This window comes from Enterovibrio qingdaonensis (assembly GCF_028683135.1).
GTDB lineage: Bacteria > Pseudomonadota > Gammaproteobacteria > Enterobacterales > Vibrionaceae > Enterovibrio > Enterovibrio qingdaonensis.
On the sequence record NZ_JAJUBB010000010.1, the window covers coordinates 161,864 to 180,014 of the forward strand.

The 18,151-nt window shown below is 43.4% G+C and carries 18 protein-coding genes; 2 read left to right on the top strand and 16 right to left on the bottom strand.

Translation table 11 applies throughout. The features are described 5' to 3' along the window. Window positions 1–66: 66 nt before the first annotated feature. The 12 genes from LRP49_RS15025 to LRP49_RS15080 all read right to left on the bottom strand — a co-directional run bounded on the left by LRP49_RS15025 (window position 67) and on the right by LRP49_RS15080 (window position 12,100). The gene (locus tag LRP49_RS15025) at window positions 67–1,044 is read right to left on the bottom strand and encodes a glycosyltransferase (RefSeq protein ID WP_274143119.1); all 978 of its coding nucleotides are present in this window, start codon (window positions 1,042–1,044) and stop codon (window positions 67–69) included. Beyond that, window positions 1,044–2,234 carry a glycosyltransferase gene (locus LRP49_RS15030; RefSeq protein ID WP_274143120.1) on the bottom strand — a complete coding sequence of 397 codons (1,191 nt, stop codon included), beginning with the start codon at window positions 2,232–2,234 and terminating at the stop codon, window positions 1,044–1,046. Before LRP49_RS15030 ends, LRP49_RS15025 begins: the two co-directional genes overlap by 1 nt. Continuing rightward, window positions 2,227–3,780, bottom strand: a complete 1,554-nt coding sequence (locus LRP49_RS15035) for a polysaccharide deacetylase family protein (RefSeq protein ID WP_274143121.1) — start codon at window positions 3,778–3,780, stop codon at window positions 2,227–2,229. The genes LRP49_RS15030 and LRP49_RS15035 overlap by 8 nt, the downstream gene beginning before the upstream one ends. Next, window positions 3,777–5,132, bottom strand: coding sequence for a phenylacetate--CoA ligase family protein (locus LRP49_RS15040; RefSeq protein WP_274143122.1), 1,356 nt, complete (start codon window positions 5,130–5,132; stop codon window positions 3,777–3,779). Before LRP49_RS15040 ends, LRP49_RS15035 begins: the two co-directional genes overlap by 4 nt. Before the next feature lie 47 nt (window positions 5,133–5,179). Then, window positions 5,180–5,896, bottom strand: a complete 717-nt coding sequence (locus tag LRP49_RS15045; protein ID WP_274143123.1) for an ABC transporter ATP-binding protein — start codon at window positions 5,894–5,896, stop codon at window positions 5,180–5,182. An 11-nt stretch (window positions 5,897–5,907) separates the two neighbouring features. Beyond that, window positions 5,908–6,762 (bottom strand): ABC transporter permease, encoded by an 855-nt coding sequence (locus LRP49_RS15050; protein ID WP_274143124.1) that lies wholly within the window; start codon window positions 6,760–6,762, stop codon window positions 5,908–5,910. A gap of 12 nt (window positions 6,763–6,774) precedes the next feature. After that, window positions 6,775–7,326 carry a dTDP-4-dehydrorhamnose 3,5-epimerase gene (gene rfbC, locus LRP49_RS15055; protein WP_274143125.1) on the bottom strand — a complete coding sequence of 184 codons (552 nt, stop codon included), beginning with the start codon at window positions 7,324–7,326 and terminating at the stop codon, window positions 6,775–6,777. Window positions 7,327–7,328: 2 nt separating this feature from the next. Continuing rightward, window positions 7,329–8,210, bottom strand: coding sequence for a dTDP-4-dehydrorhamnose reductase (rfbD, locus tag LRP49_RS15060; protein ID WP_274143126.1), 882 nt, complete (start codon window positions 8,208–8,210; stop codon window positions 7,329–7,331). Beyond that, window positions 8,210–9,088, bottom strand: a complete 879-nt coding sequence (gene rfbA / locus LRP49_RS15065; RefSeq protein WP_274143127.1) for a glucose-1-phosphate thymidylyltransferase RfbA — start codon at window positions 9,086–9,088, stop codon at window positions 8,210–8,212. The genes rfbD and rfbA overlap by 1 nt, the downstream gene beginning before the upstream one ends. Window positions 9,089–9,158: 70 nt before the next feature. Continuing rightward, window positions 9,159–10,220, bottom strand: a complete 1,062-nt coding sequence (gene rfbB / locus LRP49_RS15070; protein ID WP_274143128.1) for a dTDP-glucose 4,6-dehydratase — start codon at window positions 10,218–10,220, stop codon at window positions 9,159–9,161. Between the two features lie 111 nt (window positions 10,221–10,331). Beyond that, complete coding sequence (rfaH, locus tag LRP49_RS15075) at window positions 10,332–10,829, bottom strand: transcription/translation regulatory transformer protein RfaH (RefSeq protein WP_274143129.1); 498 nt, start codon at window positions 10,827–10,829, stop codon at window positions 10,332–10,334. 215 nt (window positions 10,830–11,044) lie between these two features. Next, window positions 11,045–12,100, bottom strand: coding sequence for a response regulator (locus LRP49_RS15080; protein WP_274143130.1), 1,056 nt, complete (start codon window positions 12,098–12,100; stop codon window positions 11,045–11,047). Between the two features lie 306 nt (window positions 12,101–12,406). Here LRP49_RS15080 and LRP49_RS15085 point away from each other — a divergent pair, with 306 nt between their 5' ends. Both LRP49_RS15085 and LRP49_RS15090 read left to right on the top strand, forming a co-directional pair. Continuing rightward, a complete protein-coding gene (locus LRP49_RS15085) occupies window positions 12,407–13,297 on the top strand; it encodes a LysR family transcriptional regulator (RefSeq protein WP_274143131.1) in 891 nt (296 codons plus the stop codon). A 180-nt stretch (window positions 13,298–13,477) separates the two neighbouring features. Then, a complete protein-coding gene (locus LRP49_RS15090) occupies window positions 13,478–14,077 on the top strand; it encodes a Yip1 family protein (RefSeq protein ID WP_274143132.1) in 600 nt (199 codons plus the stop codon). Window positions 14,078–14,146: 69 nt separating this feature from the next. Here LRP49_RS15090 and purF read toward each other — a convergent pair whose 3' ends face one another. The 4 genes from purF to folC form a co-directional block, all read right to left on the bottom strand. Then, window positions 14,147–15,664 (bottom strand): amidophosphoribosyltransferase, encoded by a 1,518-nt coding sequence (gene purF / locus LRP49_RS15095; protein WP_274143133.1) that lies wholly within the window; start codon window positions 15,662–15,664, stop codon window positions 14,147–14,149. Between the two features lie 84 nt (window positions 15,665–15,748). Then, window positions 15,749–16,240, bottom strand: coding sequence for a colicin V production protein (cvpA, locus tag LRP49_RS15100; RefSeq protein ID WP_274143134.1), 492 nt, complete (start codon window positions 16,238–16,240; stop codon window positions 15,749–15,751). Between the two features lie 63 nt (window positions 16,241–16,303). After that, window positions 16,304–16,846: an SPOR domain-containing protein gene (locus LRP49_RS15105; protein WP_274143135.1), complete on the bottom strand. Its 543-nt coding sequence runs from the start codon at window positions 16,844–16,846 to the stop codon at window positions 16,304–16,306. A 2-nt stretch (window positions 16,847–16,848) separates the two neighbouring features. After that, a complete protein-coding gene (folC, locus tag LRP49_RS15110) occupies window positions 16,849–18,117 on the bottom strand; it encodes a bifunctional tetrahydrofolate synthase/dihydrofolate synthase (protein WP_274143136.1) in 1,269 nt (422 codons plus the stop codon). Between the last annotated feature and the right edge of the window lie 34 nt (window positions 18,118–18,151).

Genomic DNA, 18,151 nt, shown 5'->3' on the forward strand with positions numbered 1-18,151 from the left:
ATTTAATTTCAATCACCAAACGTCGTGCTGTTCTCACGAATGGATTTATATAGGCACATAAACAACCTAATTGCTTTTTTTGACTTTTTCATATATTTCAATAAGCGCATTCGTTGCTACAGCCCAAGACTTAACCGCACTAACAGACTGATAATTAACATTATTTTTTTCGGAGATTCTGCCAATACACGCCGATATACTTTCTATGTCATCATGTTGGCAATATAGAGCATGGTCTCCAAAATACTCTTTGGTAGAACCTTCTGAAGTGACTATGCATTTGCAGCCACTAGCCATTGCTTCTAGTGCGGCTAAGCCTGGCGTTTCTAAAGTACTAGGCAAACAAAATACAGAGGCGCCACTATAAGCCGATCTAAGTAAGATAGAGTCATGTTTTAAAGGCCCAAGATAGACTAGTTGTCCTTCGGTAGCTACGTTCTTGATTTTTTCAAAATATTCGGCATCTCTTATATGCCCAATCAGTACTAACTTTTTATCTGGATAATTTTTCATCGCTTGAACAAGGTTCAATTGATTTTTTCTTGGCTCAATATTCCCTACATTGAGCACAAACTCTTCATATATTTTAAACTCATCCCTGAAATAGCATTCATCGACATTTTTAAAGAAATCGTCTTCTACACCATTATAAACCGTGTGGAACACTTCTCGTTGAAGACCGAAAACTCTAGCCAGTTCGTCACCTTCCATATCCGAGTTAGCGACTATTGCGTCCGCCAATGATAGTTGGTGTCTAATTTCGTCCACAGGATATAAATGTTTAGTTTCTTCTGTCACCCAAAGACTAGATGTAATAACTAGTGGAATCTCTAAATTCCGAATGAAATTACATATATGTACTGAACCACCCACACAAGAAAAGTAGTGAACGAGATCATAGTCTAGAAAGTTAGGTTTCCACGGATTGAAAAGATCAACCCTAACTCCCTTATTTTCAAGAGCTTTCTTATAGGCCAGCAATTGAATTTCACCACCACCAGGTGTATGGAAAGCCATTGGATAGGTTATAAATAGAACCTTCATTACGCTTTACTCTCTATAATGCTCAACATCTTTTTCGTTCGTCCCATCCATGTATTTTCACCTACAATTACTCTAGATGTCGAAGGGTCTAGCTTTCCTTTACCTATGTGAAAAAGAATTTTATTTAGAAACTCTTCTGGACTAGAAGCCACACTCAACGCCTCATTTTTAGTATATTCTGTAAAATTGAGTGCTGTAGATACAACTGGTAAACCTGCAGCAACATATTCATAATACTTCATAGGAAACATAGAGTAGGTATACTCATTCAAGAGAGTCGGCAACATACCAACATCCATATATCTCAGGAAATCTGGTAAATCTGAATATGGAATATACCCCAGATGGTGTACATTTTTTAATGACTGCAAAGCTAAAAAATCAGTATTTCTTTGACCTTCTCTTTCTTGTCCGATGATATAAAAATCAATATCATCACAGCTTTTAGCCACTTCAAATAGAAGTTTAAAGTCGACTTTAAAGTCTGAAAGAACCCCGTGATAGACAACTTTATTCGCAACGTTGTTCTTTACCCTGTCTAATAAATTGTTTACCGATGAACTTGGTTTTGAAAAGTGATCAAAATCAACCACATTGGAATGATAATGAACAGAATCATTCAGCTTAGAACATCTATGTTCCAAACTTTTTGTTGTCACAAATACATGGTCGCATAGGGATAATAGTTTTTCCTCATGCTTTTTAAAATTAGACTCACAAATTCCTGGAACTTGTGAAAGATCGTCAACACAATGATAAATTAACTTTTCACTTTTTATTTTCCCAATTAGACCAAGGATAAATGGGTGATATGTCCATGTGATTAATTTACCCAATGAGAACTTTTTTATTTCTCTTTTTACAAGAAAATTCAATAAAAAATCATTAAGCTTTTTTAGGACCTTATGGTTTTTAGGATTTGGGACAACCAAAGGAGACAATACCACTAGGTTATTTGTTTTCTTTTCTGCTCCAAATATTAGAGTTTTCATACCTGTAGCGACGCGATTTATAATTCGCTTTAGATCTTTTGCACTACCTACTTTCGGGGCTCTCAACCCTATACTCTCAACATAGACGATGGAGTAACCTAACTTCGAAAGCAGTTGAGCCGTGTGTTGCTTGTTCGTCCAATAGGGTTCGTTCCAATCTGCGGTAGAGAACAGTACAATCGTAGTATCGTTACTCACTGATTAAAACCTCTTGAACTTGCCCATTTAGAAGTACTTTGGGTACATAAGAACTTAAACGTTTATACCCTTCAGCTAACTTAAGAACCGGGAGTCCATTTTCAAGCTTAACTAGGTAATTTGCCTTATCTTGAATAAAGTCCATAGCTTCTATTTCATTCATAAAGCATGGACTGTTAGAATTAGTACGAATATAGTTAATCAGTTCTAAGTGGACGTTTTTCCTTTGCTCTTCTGTTAACCATCCATATTGATATCTTTCAGAGAATGGATGATCTAAATAACCAAATATTGTGTTACTTTGTTTGGCAATATCGAACGACTCTTTATAAACTCTTAACGAGTCACCACTATCATTTAGTATACAATCGCCATGAAGCATAACTTGCTGACTATGCCCAATGAAACTTTTCGGCAATTCAGCTAGATTTCCCCCGTTGAAGGTCAAGAACTCTGGATCATTCTTAATTATTCCTCCAATGCACCCCTTATAACCAGCATCACTTAAAGCCTTTAGAGCGTACAACGGTGTATGGTGAAATGGAGATACGGCATACTTCACTCGCTTGTTGATTACCTTTTCTATTAAGTTTGCCGAAGTATTCGCCTCATATAATGCCGATTCATATGACCCGCCCCAATTAGGAGCATGAGTTGCGGTATGTGAAAGTATCGCATCTCCCGCTTCTTCCAATTCTCGCATGATAGGGAAGTGGCGTTCATCAGTTAAATTCATCGTGTGAATAGCAAGTGAGAAAGGAATATTTTCAATCTTATATGCATTCCAAAGATAACGGCTAGACTCAATATCCTCATCACAATCTAGTCTCATCGTAATCGCGCAATCAAACCCATTCGGCACTTCAACCAATACTGGGTAGACCGTATTTCCACCCATTAGATTGGAAGATAGATAAGCCTCCACAATCTGCCATTCATAAGAGTCTACAGGGCCTACTTCTCTGTTAAACCAAAGAAAAGATTTCTCATCAATATCAATCAACGAAGAGAATGAGCAAATCAAATCTCCATCATTTGTTACATTTGACAAGGCGTTTTCATCAAAAATGATTGGTGTTGAAAGAGACCAAATATCCCCTTCTGTTTTAACAGCTCCATATCCAAGATTGTTCCATTCGTCCATAAAATCGAACCGCTCCATTGGTCGATTTTTGATACTACCGAAGCAGACATTAGCAAATTCTGTATACTCAATCAGTTCAGCACTTTCAGAGAAACTATACGTTTCCGCACTTGGAGCCTTTCCCCATTCACCTTCTGGCCAACTGCTAACTCTAAATTTTAAAGCTTCTGCATGGCTTGGAGGGATGCAACCAAAAATTATTACTTTATAAACACCATCTGAGTTTAAAGTAGCATTCAGTTCTTCCTCGGATGGTGATACAAGGACCAGAGCATCTACATTTTCTGATTTAAACGTACAAAGATCGGATAACTCAACTATTTGAGAATCCGTAAATGACCTTTTAAATGCACTAAGCACATATTTATAAGCACTCGAACCAGTGTTTAGGATACCAATCATTTATCAACCACATGTCTAAATTTAGAACGATGGCCTACACGAACGAAGTCATCGTGACCAACAAACTGTACCGAGAATGCACCCGGCCAATAATGTTCAATTTTCGAACTTATATCTGTTTCGTTAGCATGAACTTCAAGAACAAGTTTAAGCACCGGTTGTCCATATCTTGTGTCTATCTGAAACTCTTGAATCCCACCCACTCTATGATCTAATACATCTTGGATGTGATGTGTTGGAAACTCCGTTCCGTTCAAAGTCACTACATCATGAATACGACCAGTAACATCTGTGATGTAAAATCCATCATTTCTCTTTTCTACTGTTGCAACATCGCCCGTCCTGTAGCGAATTAACGGCATCAATTTGTTTCGAAAACCTGTGAATACAAGTTCTTTTCTTCCATCTTCTTGAGTGAAGTTCTCTGGATATCCTTCCGAGTCATACACAAACATATCTTCTCGGTTCTGATATTGATATGCCATAACACCAAGCTCAGCTAAACCATAACGGTTAATCACTCGACATCTCAAAACTAATTCAATTTTTTCACGCATGTAGCTTTCTAGTAATTCGCCACTTGATTCAAAGACTTCAAAAAGCTTTAAATTTCCGTATTTTTTTTCCACATAACATGCGAGAGCAAAAATTGTAGATGGGTGAGCATGAATTAAATGAGGTCGTCTCGTTCTCAAAGTATCAATAATTTCCTCAAGTCCCGCATCGTCTAGAGCAGAGAAAAAAATATTACTTCGATTCATCGCGAAACACTTAAAATCCTCACGATTCGGCCAATTAGGTTGCTCTTCACCTTTGAATCTGCAGGCAAAATGTAGTTCTGATTTATACTTTTTATTGCCTACACTGTCTCTTGATATCAACGTAACAGCTGATGAGTAATCTGCTGCCTCTTGGTCGTAATAAATAAAGCAAGATAGCCCAGTAGAGCCACCAGTTTTACATACATGATGTCGAGTGCTCTCTAGGCTTGAAGAAAGAAGTCTTACTCCTTGCTCTCTTATAATATCTTTCGTTAGCGGAGGAATGTCATGAAGATAATTAATATCTTTTTTTATTTTCTCTGGATCAAAATTGATTCCAGAAAAAAGTTCTCTGTAGTAGGGTACATTTTCATTAGCAAAACTCAGAGTCTCATATAACTTTTGCTTTACTATTTCTTCCCTTTCCTTGAATGGAAGTTTGTAGTAATCATTAATTTCTCTGAATTTACCGGAAACATTCCGACGCTCTAACTTTTCAGCTATTGGGTATGCAATATAAGCACTTGTCATACCCTTTGCATAATTCAATGGGGGTCTTGAAAATCCATACTCAGCAGCTTTTAGTATCACACTATCTCTTTTAAGCATATAAGACCTTTGATTGAGGATAATTAAATTTACAATTTTTCATCGGAAATTATTTTACCATGCTCCATATGGATTTTTCTATTACATACATTTTCAATCAAATTTGGATCATGAGATGCAACCACCAAAATAGAAGACTTATCGATAAGGGAGCTTAATCGTTCAGATGCCTTTTGGTTAAATGCGGCGTCACCAACGCTTAACCATTCATCCATAATGATAATATCAGCTTCTACACTCGTAGATATTGAAAAAGCCAACCTTAACATCATACCACTCGAATATGTTTTTACAGGTAGATTCAGATATTCTCCGAGCTCTGTAAAGTCTGCAATTTCGTCGACTTTCTTTTTAATTACTTCAGGTGGCAAACCATCCATTAATCCCTTTATAAATATATTTTCGAATCCTGTTGCATCGGGATCTAGCCCCATAGACACATCAAGTAGTGAAGCAATCCTTCCATTCGCCTTTAGGGAGCCAGAAACCGGCGAGTACACACCAGTAAGCACTCTTAATAGAGTAGTTTTTCCCGAACCATTGTGGCCAATTAGACCTACTCGCTCACCTTTTTGTATGTCAAAACTTAGAGTATCAAGAGCTCTAACTACCGGATGTTTACCCGCATCACTTCCAATCCTGCCACCTGTCGTCATATTTATGACTTTCTTCTTCAGCGACCGGTGTGAGTTTTCATATATCGGAAATTCTACAGTCAAATTTTCCGCTAAAAGTCTTACTTCCATAGTTATTCCCCTTACAGCCAATACGGAACACGGTCGCGACATTTAACCATTAGAAAGTGTGCAAATATAAAGCCAATTACAGTCAATGCACATGAAAAAATCCATGATAGCGGTTCTATATCAGCGCCCAATATAGGTGCTCTCACAACTTCTATCATGTGATGAAATGGATTTATATCCGCAGCCCAAGCTCTATCTTTCAATAATTCTTTTGACCACATTATTGGCGTAAAAAAGAAGGCGACTTGGATTATATTCGTGACAATAGGAAGGATATCTCTAAATCTTGTACATAGAATACTCAGCACTATGCTAATCCATATGGTATTTAGAAATATTATAGTTAAACCGGGTATTACCCATAGAAACTTCAACGTAACATTATGACCAAAGGCAAGCATTAGAATAATAACCACTGGGAGGCTATGCAGTAATATTATAAAATTCCTCCAGACAACCCTCATCACATGTGTGGTTATAGGCATTCTTGCTTGTTTCATTATGTAACCGTAAGAAATAAACGTATTACTACCTTCATTAATACAGGTACTTATATATTGCCAGAGTACTAATCCAATACCTAGATATGGAAGGTAGTCTTCAATGTTTTGATTGAGAAGTTCTGAGTATAAAATACCCAAAACACCAACCAGTATTAAAGTACTGAGTGTAAACCAAAAAGGTCCAAGCACTGATCTTCTATATCGTTGCTTTATATCATGCCAACCTAGTGTCGACCAAACATGATATGAGAATATACCAACTTGGATATCATTTTCACCAGTGTGAGAATGCCACTTGCTAGTATATCTACTAATAAAAGAGTTTTTCGCTTTCTCTGATTCTGTAGAAATATGTTCGTTCATCGTTCAGCCTTATTACAGGGAAATAGCACTTGAGAATGCACAACCATTTTTGTCCTTTTCTGACAAGCTTGGCTGCTCTCCTTTAATTAAAGGCCATTTAATATCTATTCCTTGGTCTTCCCACTTAATGGAAACTTCGGCACTCGGGTTATAGTAATCTGTACATTTGTATACAAATTCCGCCTCATCACTAGTCACATAAAATCCATGCGCAAAGCCTTCAGGTATCCAAAGTTGACGCTTGTTCTCTGCTGAGAGATACACACCTACCCATTTGCCAAATGTCGGCGAGTCTTTTCGAATGTCTACGGCCACATCAAACACTTCACCCGATACCACGCGAACCAACTTTCCTTGCGTGTTTTCCGTCTGGTAATGCAGACCACGCAAAATCCCTTTATTAGACTTTGAATGGTTGTCCTGCACAAAAGGCGTTGGCTTACCGGTTACCAATTCTTCGAACTTCTGTTGGTTCCATGTTTCCATAAAGAAACCACGTTCATCACCAAACACGGCTGGTTCAATGATTTTTACGTCAGGAATATCTGTATCAATTACGTTCATGCTTAACTCGCGTAGTCTTTCAAATTCTTTAATGCCAACTGCCAATCACTTGGATGAATGCCAAACTGTGCGTGAATTTTGTCGTTGTTCAGCTTTGAGTTTGCAGGGCGTTTTGCCGGTGTCGGATAGTCTGCCGTGGAAATCGGGTTGACCGTCATTGCGGTGGTCAGCACACCCTGTTGCTTCGCCTCTGCAAAAATGGTGTTGGCAAAGTCATACCAGCTCACATGTGGCATACCTGAGTAGTGGTAAATGCCAAAACCTGTGTGGTTCTCTTTGGTGATGGCCACGGCGATGTGAAGCAATGCACTGGCGATGTCTCCGGCATAGGTTGGTCCACCAAATTGGTCAGCAACAATGCCTAAGGTGTCGCGGCTTTGGGCCAAACGCAGCATGGATTTCACAAAGTTACCGCCATGCTCGCTAAATACCCATGCGGTTCTTAAGATGATATGACGCTCACATGCCTGAGCCACGGCGATTTCACCGGCGAGCTTACTCTCGCCATACACGCCTTGCGGACCTGTTTCGTCACTCTCTACATATTCACCGTCTTTGTTGCCCGCAAACACATAGTCAGTCGAAATGTGCAGCATGGCCGCACCAACCTTATCGGCCGCTTTGGCAAGGTTCGCGGGCCCATCTCGGTTTATCGCATAGGAAAGCGCGATTTCTTCTTCCGCTTTATCTACCGCGGTATGCGCCGCCGCATTGATGATGACATCTGGAGAAAACGAGGTAACCACCGCAGATACCGCAGTCTCATCGGTGATATCCAGCTCTTCACGGTCTAACGCCAAGAACTCGACATCCGTCATGCTGTTCAGTTGCTCAACCAAACAACGGCCAACTTGACCGAGACTGCCTGTAATGAGTAACTTCATTATTTCGATTTCTCTTCGTGAATAAGGCGCATTAGGTATTGGCCGTATTCGTTTTTCATCATCGGCTTGGCAATCTGTTCAACCTGCTCTGCGGTTAACCAGCCATTGCGCCATGCGATTTCTTCCAAACACGCCACTTTCAGCCCTTGAACATGCTCTATTGTTTGGACGAAAGATGATGCTTCATGCAGGCTTTCGTGGGTTCCTGTATCAAGCCAGGCAAAACCACGCCCCAACAATTCAACGTTAAGTGAGCCATCGTTCAAATACATTTCATTCAAGGTGGTGATTTCGAGTTCACCGCGGTCAGACGGTTTCACATCTTTGGCTAGGCTCACCACGCGGTTGTCATAGAAGTACAAGCCCGTGACGGCATAGTTCGACTTGGGTTGCGCTGGCTTTTCTTCAATCGAGACGGCGCGCATCTGGTCATCAAATTCCACCACACCAAAACGCTCTGGGTCTTTAACTTGATAACCAAACACGGTCGCACCGGATTCACGCGACGCGGTGTTTCTTAGTGTCTTGCTGAACGACTGACCGTAGAAGATGTTGTCTCCCAACACCAAACATACGCTGTCATCACCAATAAACTCTTCACCAATAATGAATGCTTGCGCCAGACCGTCTGGACTTGGCTGCACGGCATAGTCGAGGTGGATGCCAAAATCACTACCGTCACCCAGTAAACGCTTAAAGCTCTCGTTGTCTTCAGGGGTGGTGATAATAAGAATGTCGCGAATACCCGCCAACATCAGCGTCGACAACGGGTAATAAATCATCGGTTTGTCGTAGATAGGAAGCAATTGCTTCGACACACCGCGAGTAATAGGGTAAAGACGCGTGCCTGAGCCGCCCGCAAGAATGATGCCTTTCATGAAAATGCTTACTCGATTGAGATTTCATGCCGCAGACAGGCATGAAATCGATGGGAAGATTTAAGATAGGTTAGTTGTTGCCCAAACGCTCTAGACTGTATGAGCCGTCCAACACGCGTGACCACCACGCCTTGTTGTCCAAATACCACATCACGGTTTTTCGTATGCCAGACTCAAAGGTTTCTTCCGGCTTCCAACCCAACTCGCGCTCGATTTTTGAGGCATCGATAGCGTAGCGTACATCGTGACCTGGGCGGTCTTTTACGTAGGTGATGAGGTCTTGATACTGCGCCACACCTTCGGGTTTATTCGGCACCAGCTCTTCTAGCAACGCACAGATGGTTTTCACCACCTCGATATTGGCTTTTTCGTTATGACCACCAATGTTGTAGGTCTCACCTATCTCACCTTCGGTCGCCACTTTGTAGAGCGCGCGTGCGTGGTCTTCCACAAACAACCAATCACGGATTTGCATGCCATCGCCATAAACAGGCAAGGCTTTACCATCCAGTGCATTCAAAATCATCAACGGAATAAGTTTTTCTGGGAAGTGGTACGGACCGTAGTTGTTTGAGCAGTTGGTCACAATGGTTGGCAAGCCGTAGGTACGGAGCCAAGCGCGAACCAAGTGGTCACTTGAGGCCTTTGATGCTGAGTAAGGACTTGAAGGCTCGTACGACGTTTCTTCGGTGAACAAATCGGTTGTGCCTTCAAGGTCACCGTACACTTCATCGGTAGAGATATGATGGAAGCGGAAGCCGGCTTTTTTATCGCCGTCCAGCGTATTCCAATACTGACGCGCCGCTTCTAAAAGCGCGTAAGTACCAATGATGTTGGTTTCGATAAAGGCCGCTGGACCGTCAATAGAGCGGTCTACATGAGATTCTGCTGCCAAATGCATGACAACATCTGGCTTATGCGTTGCAAACACACGATCTAGCTCTGCGCGGTCACAGATATCGACTTGCTCAAAGGCATACCGTTCGCTATCAGAGACCAACGACAAAGACTCAAGGTTACCCGCGTAAGTGAGTTTATCGAGATTAACGACGTTATCTTGCGTATTTTCAATAATGTGGCGAACAACGGCTGAGCCAATGAATCCAGCACCACCTGTGACGAGTATTTTCATCTAGATATCCAATTAAATTCTTAAAAACGACATTATACAGCTATTCCAGACACGCTACCGCCCTTGAGTGTCGCCCTCAAAAAGCGCATCCAGCTTAAATTTCTAGGCAATTTACGCCTTTTCTATTTCTCTGTTTTCAGTTGATACTTCAATTTGCTTCGCAATAACGTTGATCAACAAAATAGAACGCTTTTCACCATCGGGTTCTTTGTAAATCGCTTCACACCCTTGAAATTGACCACTCACGACATGCACAGCATCACCCGCATTAATAACGTCCTTTAGAGCATCTCTTTGAGCGTCACTGTCTTCGTGAGCCATAAGTTCTACAATCAGTTCAAACGGTACATTTTGGGGAATGCTTCCCCGTCTTACAAAATCAACTATGCCTCTGGTCGATCGGATCGTGGTGAAGCTAATAATCTCAGGGTCGAATGAAGCAAAAATGTAGTTCGGGAACAACGGTTCACTCTGGGACGAACGCTTACCGCGGCGGATTTTCTCAACCAAAACTTGCGGGTAATAGCAATCGACACCTTGACGTTTCAGGTGCTGCTCTGCGCGTTGTTGCTCGCTGCGTTTACAATAGAGCAGATACCATGGATTCATTTCATTCTCGTCGATTTCAAAGCTAGGGAAATTCTTGCATCGGGTTTGCGAAGCAACTCAAGAGTATATTAGGCTGGATACCTTGCAGCAAGGGCTGTGCAGGTAACTGAACAATTTGTCTGCACTTCATCAAGTTTTATTTATTTAAGGTTGCTTTGTTGCAAAAAATAAAAAGGCCGCCAAATATTGGCGGCCTATGCAGTTATGTATTCAGATTAGGCAGACAGACGCTGGATATCTAAGCTGAAGCTGGTTAATCCTATCTCACTAAGTGAAACACGGACGCTCCCGCTTGAAAGATCAATGGTTTGGAATCGGGTTGACGCTGCGTCGATGCCGAGAAGGTGGTCATTTTTGACGATAATGGCATTGCCTGAGCCATCAACGACTGCGTTCAGGCCTGTCGATAAAACATCTAACTGGTTGTCCGCCGCGTTGAGAATCCCAAACATGGCCCGTATCGGACTCGCATAAGTTGATTTTTTAATCGCGTGTTCAATTTGGTGTACGAGGTGTATAAACCCTCTTTCATCCGCGTCTTGTGTGCGGATGTATTCGTTAAAGAAGGCGCGAATCATCAATGTTGTTGCTGTACCGTTTTGACCCGCGGAGGCACTGTCAACCATATAAAACGCCATTTTCCCGTCCATCATCCACATGTAGTCAAGAACGACGGGGTTGGAGTCTGCTGACTGCAGGGAATGATAAGACAAACGCCAATCGCCCTGACGAGAGTCTTGCTCTGGCATTAAGCCCATTAGCAAATCTCGCGCATTGCCTGGGTTATCAAGTAAGTCATCGAGGTGCCAACGGAGTTCATCCGTTAGTGGTTGCTCACTTCCTTGGGATACTTTAAACCACTGTTGAGTGAAATCATTGTCGTTACAGGTTTCTGATTCAGACTCTTCGAGCACGGAGATAATGGCTGAACGCACGACCATAATGTCGTCGATGGGTTTAATCAGAAAATCTTTGACACCGAAGCGTAACGCTTGAGCGACGTCTGACATTCCGCCCGTTCCCGATATAACGATCACGGGCAGCATAGGGTATTCAAGACTAACTTCCTGGACAAACTCTAAACCCGTCATAATGGGCATTGATAAGTCGCTTATCAGTAGGTCAGGAATGCCTTCTCTCAATGCTTTTAATCCATCAAGCCCATTTTCAGCCTCACGGACAGTGCATCCTTCCTTACGAAGAAAACCAGCAATGATACGGATAAACACCGGATCATCTTCAACAATGAGAACTTCTTTTCCTGCTAACACTGTCTTGCACTCCCATTTGCATTGCTAGTTGGACAACTGACTTTGACTCCACAATGCGTTTCAACTCTGTATAGGATAGTTGGCTTTGCTACTAATCGTGGTACTCTGAACCACTTTTCCATATTGCAAGGCTCTAACCGTCTGTATCACGTCATTTTTTAAATTGTGTAAGCTAAGCTATTAGGATGTTAGTCCACATCAGTTGCACACTTTCTTGATATGAGACAACGAAAACGAGTCCTTGTTAATTTGAAATACACAATTACTGGTCTTTTAGTGAAGGCCCTCGCATGAAACTGAAATTTTATGAAACTAGATGATTTAAATCTGTTCAGGCTTATTGTTGAGCATGGCAGCTACACACTAGCCTCAAAAAAAACAGGCATTCCAGTCGCTACCCTCACGCGCAGAATTCAAGCACTTGAGGAAGACATTCAAATTCGGCTACTGCACCGCGACGCGAGAAAGCTGTCTGTTACAGAAGCTGGCCAATCATTTTTCGAACGCTGTAAACCACTGTTAGAGCAACTCATCGATACAGCTGACGATCTAACTGAAAGCTGCAAGGGTACTTCAGGTGTACTTCGCATCAGTGCGCCATCAAACATTGCGATGAAGCTGTTGCAGCCAATGTTCTCTGAGTTCCTAAAAAAGTACCCAGATATTCGCCTCGACTTAGCGTTATCAAATGATATCGACCAACAAAACAATGATGACCGCCACGCATTCATTCGTATTGGTCCACAGCGGGACTCTTCGCTGATCGCTCGAAAGCTTCATTCAGTGAGAGATATTCTTGTCGCAAGCCCTTGCTACCTAAAAAATCGCCCGCCGCTGAGAGATGCAGCCGACCTGCCACATCACGACTTGCTGAAAGGCTGGCCATTGATGCGTTGGCGTCTAAACGATGACAAAGGGCAACAGCTTTGCGTATCCCAACAGGGACGTTTTGAAGCCTCTGAGCTTCGTGTTATTCGTGTTGCCGCTAAAGATGGTCTGGGTGTTGCACTCATTCCGGATGTATTGGTTCAGCAAGACTTGGAAAACGGCGAGCTTGAGCATGTTTTACAAGATTGGACGTCAAACCCACGAGATATTTACCTGATGTACCGAGACAAAACACATCAACCAGAAAAACTTCGTGCGTTTATCGAGTTTTCGCTGGCTTTTTTTCAGTCGAGATCATCAAATTCGTGACTAAGATCTCAAGTGTCCCAGTTTCGATAAGTGATTAAAAAATAGACGAAGTTTTGCTCATTAAAACTTGCTAAGCGCTCCTTCAACAGCTAGTTGTTATAGGTATGTAAACGCAAATCTAACTCTGGTTAAACAAGAGTTTTTCTCGCGATACGTATCAAGCTGCCTGAAGGAGCGACTATGATTCTGGGACATTTGTGGGGCCTTTACACCCACCCAAAAGAAGAATGGAAGAACATCTACGATCGTCATGAAGGGACGGTTGAAAGCCTCGGTCATGCCGCCATAATGGCTCTTATCCCACCAATCTGTGCCTACTACTCGAGTGTACATATTGGGTGGAGCATTGGTGTTGGTGACCCTATTTTCCTTACCGAGCAAAGCGCACTGATCATCGCTTTTGCTATGTATTTTGCATTGATCACCGGCGTAATGGCTCTCGCCTATCTAACACTTTGGATGAGCCGAACGTTTGGTTCAGAACCCACATACACACAAGCACTTGAGCTGGCAGCTTACACCGCAACGCCGATATTTATGGTCGGGCTTGCAGCGCTCTATCCTGTCGTTTGGTTTGTCATGCTCGTTGGTTTGGCGGGCATCGCTTATTCCATCTATCTGCTGTACACCGGCGTCCCTATCATCATGCATATTCCCGAAGAACGCGGGTTCATCTATGCGAGCTCAGTGGTAACCTGTGGATTGGTGTTACTGGTTGCGATACTGGCAAGTACGGTGATTATGTGGAACGTTGGCTTTGGTCCTATGTTCGTTCATTAGCGATGACTGCCCGAAAAGAAAAAGCGCGGCTATTGCCGCGCTTTTTAGTTCTATTTTTTGAGAGCTCTTTTAGTTTTCTTCGTTGTAGATTTCGAGGTTCGCCAACTCTTGTTGCTGCTCTCTCACGGCTTTCGTTTCATCATTCCGTAAGCTGGCAATATAGTCGAGGTAGGCTTGATCGATATCGGTGGTCACATATTGTCCACTGAACACCGAGCTTTCAAATTGTTGAATATCTGGATTGCCTTCTCTCACTGCTTCTTCTAGATCAGCAAGGTCTTGGAATATCAAGCCATCAGCACCAATGATGTTGTTGATTTCATCCACTTCACGTCCGTGAGCAATCAGTTCATTGGCACTTGGCATATCAATCCCATAGACGTTCGGGAAACGAATCTCTGGTGCTGCTGATGCCATGTAAACGCGTTTTGCACCCGCTTCGCGTGCCATCTCAATGATTTGCTCAGACGTGGTTCCGCGTACAATGGAATCGTCCACAAGAAGAACAGATTTACCTTTGAACTCCGAACGGATGGCGTTCAATTTGCGGCGTACTGACTTACGACGTTGCTGTTGACCTGGCATGATGAAGGTTCGGCCAACATAACGGTTTTTTACAAATCCTTGTCGATACGGCTTTTCTAGTACCTGAGCAATCTCAAGTGCAATATCACAAGATGTCTCTGGGATTGGGATTACCACATCGATATCTAAGTCTTCCCATTCACGTTTGATTTTCGCGCCCAACATCTTGCCCATGTTGATTCGCGCAGCATAGACAGAAATCTTATCGATAAATGAATCTGGACGCGCAAAATAAACAAATTCGAAAATACATGGTGACAAAGATGGGGAGTCTGAACACTGACGCGTAAACAATTCACCTTCAAACGTAATATATACGGCCTCACCCGGCGCAACATCGCGCATAAAGTCAAAACCAACAGCGTCAAGTGCGACGGATTCTGAGGCGACCATATATTCCGTACGTCCATTGACGGTGCGCTTTCCTAAGCACAATGGACGAATACCATCTGGGTCGCGGAATGCAATAAGACCATGCCCGATGATCATCGCGACTACCGCATAAGCACCTGACACTTGGCTATGCACTTCACGAACCGCATTGAACACGTCGTCTTGATGCAGCGGATGTGAAGTCGCTTTATCAATCTGGTGAGCCAAAACGTTCAGCAGGATTTCAGAATCAGACGTGGTGTTTAGGTGACGGCGGTCGTGTGCAAATAAAGAGTCACGCAGTTGGTTAGCATTGGTCAGGTTGCCGTTATGCGCCAATGTGATGCCATAAGGTGAGTTAACGTAAAAAGGCTGCGCTTCAGAGGCACTGGAGCTTCCTGCCGTTGGATAGCGAACATGGCCTACACCAACGGTTCCTTGCAGACGTTGCATGTGCTTTAGTTGGAAAACATCTTTTACCAACCCGTTTGCTTTTCTCAAGCGAAAGCGGTTGTTATCAATAGTCACGATTCCCGCGGCATCTTGTCCTCGATGCTGAAGCACTGTCAACGCATCGTAAATCGACTGATTAACCGGGGTTTCACCCACAATCCCAACAATCCCACACATGTATGCTGTTCCTTGTAAAGCCAGAGTGTTCCCGAGGGACAGCGAGCCGGTTTCAGGTGCTGCGTCGACAGCACCTGACCGTCGTTATATCACCTTGGGTAAGAAGCTGGAGCTCTGCTCCAAATACGAGAAAAACCATTCAATCACTACCCCAAATCTAGGGATTAATTGTGATTGTTTCCACTCGGTGCTGCTGGCAAAACCAGTAAACGCATCCAGAAAGAACAATACGGCGGCAACAATCAGCACCCCACGAATTCCTCCGAATACGATACCCAGTACGCGGTCCGTACCCGATAATCCGGTCTTTTGAACCAATTGTCCGATGACGTAGTTCACCACAGCACCAACGATCAAAGTCGCTATAAATAGCACGGCTATCGCCGCACCGTTTCGAATCATTTCGTCCTGAATATTGGTGAAGTAAGCCGCTAACTGCGGGTAAAAATTGCTGGCAACGAAAAACGCACCAAACCATATCACCAGCGACAGTGCTTCTTTCACAAATCCACGGACCAAGCTAATCACAGCAGAGAAGCTGATCACTCCAATAATGACGTAATCTATCCAATTCATCTTTTATTCATCTGAGCGATTCGCGCGCATTTTAACAGAAAAAATGACGACGCAAACGTTTTCTTATGGGTTTAATGGGTTAAATCTAAGCAGTTGGCCTTTTAATCCGGTCAAAGACTCTAAATCTGCAGTCATCGACGCAAGCTTATCTTTGGACACGTCCGGACCAACTTCAACGCGGGCAAGTTCACCCTCTTTTACATCTCGGGGTAAAAGTTGAGCGGGATAACCTTTACTGCGTAGCGTCGCTACGAGGTTCTTTGCATTGTCTAAGTTACGGAATGTACCTAAACGAATGACCCATGCGGAATCTTGATATCCTTCCTTTGGAGCCTGAGTGTCAGCCTCAATAGGTTCCGAAACCTCTGCATCATCATTCGTCACGGTGACCATGACAGGGTCTTGTGGCATGAATGACTCTGACGTTTCAGGCTTTTCAACAGGTTCATTTAAGACACTTTCATCAAACTCTTCATGAAGCGGGATCGCTTCAAAGTTCTCCTGATAGTGTGCTTTTTTGCCGTCAAACACATCGGGTATAAAAATGATGCCCAACGAGACCAAAATTAGCGTCCCAACTAGGCGGTTTTGAAATTGAGTGGCCACAATTACTCCGACTGAGAGAAATGGTCGGCGATTTCGCCTACTGTATAAAATGAACCAAACACGATGATCATATCGCCTTCCCATGCTACCGCTGCTTTTGCGGTCTCATATGCGTCACTTGGCGTCGTGTAGCCTTGTAACCCTTCAGGGAGTGACTTTGCCAAGGTCTGCCAGTCCGCCGCACGAGGGCCCTTTAACGAGGCCGGATACCAATAGTCCACTACGCCTTTCATTTCTTCAAGCGTGGCGGTGATATCTTTGTCATGGAGCATGGCTACGACGGCATGAACCTTGGCGTCGGTGTTCGCTTTAATACGCGCGATCTGCGCTGCTAAATACGCGGCAGAATGTGGGTTATGCGCAACATCAAGCAAGATATGCGGCGCGTCCGACAAGGTTTCCATACGACCTGCGAGTTTAACCGTCGCTAACCCGTCAACAATGTTCTCGTCGGTAACGTCGAGTTCAGACAGCCCCAATGCCATCAATGCCGTCGCTGCATTAGGCAGTGGAAGGCTAGGTACTGGCAGATCCCTTAAGTCAAAGGCTCCACATTGCCAATGCCAGACGTCCCCATCTTGCTGGTAATTAAACTGATACCCGACTTGGTGAAGGTCAGCACCAATTTCGTCTGCGTGTGCAGCAACACTTGCTGGCGGCTCAGGCTGGCCACATACCGCAGGTTTGCCCGAGCGGAAAATACCCGCTTTTTCGAACCCAATCACTTCAATGTCATCACCCAGCCAATCAACATGGTCAACAGCCAGGCTGGTAATCACTGAAACATCATGTTCCGCAATATTGGTGGCATCTAAACGCCCACCTAAGCCCACTTCCAAAATCGCAACGTCGACCTGATTGTCGATAAACAACCAAAGTGCCGCTAACGTCCCGAACTCAAAGAGACTGAGGCTGGTGTCGCCACGTAACGCTTCAATAGCAGCAAACGCTTCTGAATGACGTTCATCGTCCAACTCTTTGCCGTTGACTCTGACGCGCTCGTTGTAGCGAATAAGATGCGGAGAGCTATACACACCCGTCTTGTAGCCTGCTTTTTGCAATATGGCTTCAATCATGGCGCAAGTGGAGCCCTTCCCGTTGGTGCCAGCAACGGTGATCACTTTCGGTGCAGGTTTGGTTAACCGACCTTTTTGAGCAACATGAGAAATACGATCTAAACCGAGATCAATGGCACTTGTGTGAAGAATTTCAAGGTAGCTCAACCATTCGGATAAAGGCGATTGAGCTGTAGGTAGAATTTGTTCTGACATCAGTCGTCTACTGTAGCGAGTAATGCTTTAATCA

Coding starts and splice junctions, on each gene's coding strand:
- rfbC (WP_274143125.1), bottom strand. CDS start 7,326: ATGAACGTAATTGATACAGATATTCCTGACGTAAAAATCATTGAACCA.
- LRP49_RS15090 (WP_274143132.1), top strand. CDS start 13,478: ATGATTCTGGGACATTTGTGGGGCCTTTACACCCACCCAAAAGAAGAA.
- LRP49_RS15045 (WP_274143123.1), bottom strand. CDS start 5,896: ATGGAAGTAAGACTTTTAGCGGAAAATTTGACTGTAGAATTTCCGATA.
- LRP49_RS15025 (WP_274143119.1), bottom strand. CDS start 1,044: ATGAAGGTTCTATTTATAACCTATCCAATGGCTTTCCATACACCTGGT.
- folC (WP_274143136.1), bottom strand. CDS start 18,117: ATGTCAGAACAAATTCTACCTACAGCTCAATCGCCTTTATCCGAATGG.
- LRP49_RS15050 (WP_274143124.1), bottom strand. CDS start 6,762: ATGAACGAACATATTTCTACAGAATCAGAGAAAGCGAAAAACTCTTTT.
- purF (WP_274143133.1), bottom strand. CDS start 15,664: ATGTGTGGGATTGTTGGGATTGTGGGTGAAACCCCGGTTAATCAGTCG.
- rfbB (WP_274143128.1), bottom strand. CDS start 10,220: ATGAAAATACTCGTCACAGGTGGTGCTGGATTCATTGGCTCAGCCGTT.
- LRP49_RS15085 (WP_274143131.1), top strand. CDS start 12,407: ATGAAACTAGATGATTTAAATCTGTTCAGGCTTATTGTTGAGCATGGC.
- LRP49_RS15035 (WP_274143121.1), bottom strand. CDS start 3,780: ATGATTGGTATCCTAAACACTGGTTCGAGTGCTTATAAATATGTGCTT.
- rfbA (WP_274143127.1), bottom strand. CDS start 9,088: ATGAAAGGCATCATTCTTGCGGGCGGCTCAGGCACGCGTCTTTACCCT.
- rfaH (WP_274143129.1), bottom strand. CDS start 10,829: ATGAATCCATGGTATCTGCTCTATTGTAAACGCAGCGAGCAACAACGC.
- cvpA (WP_274143134.1), bottom strand. CDS start 16,240: ATGAATTGGATAGATTACGTCATTATTGGAGTGATCAGCTTCTCTGCT.
- rfbD (WP_274143126.1), bottom strand. CDS start 8,210: ATGAAGTTACTCATTACAGGCAGTCTCGGTCAAGTTGGCCGTTGTTTG.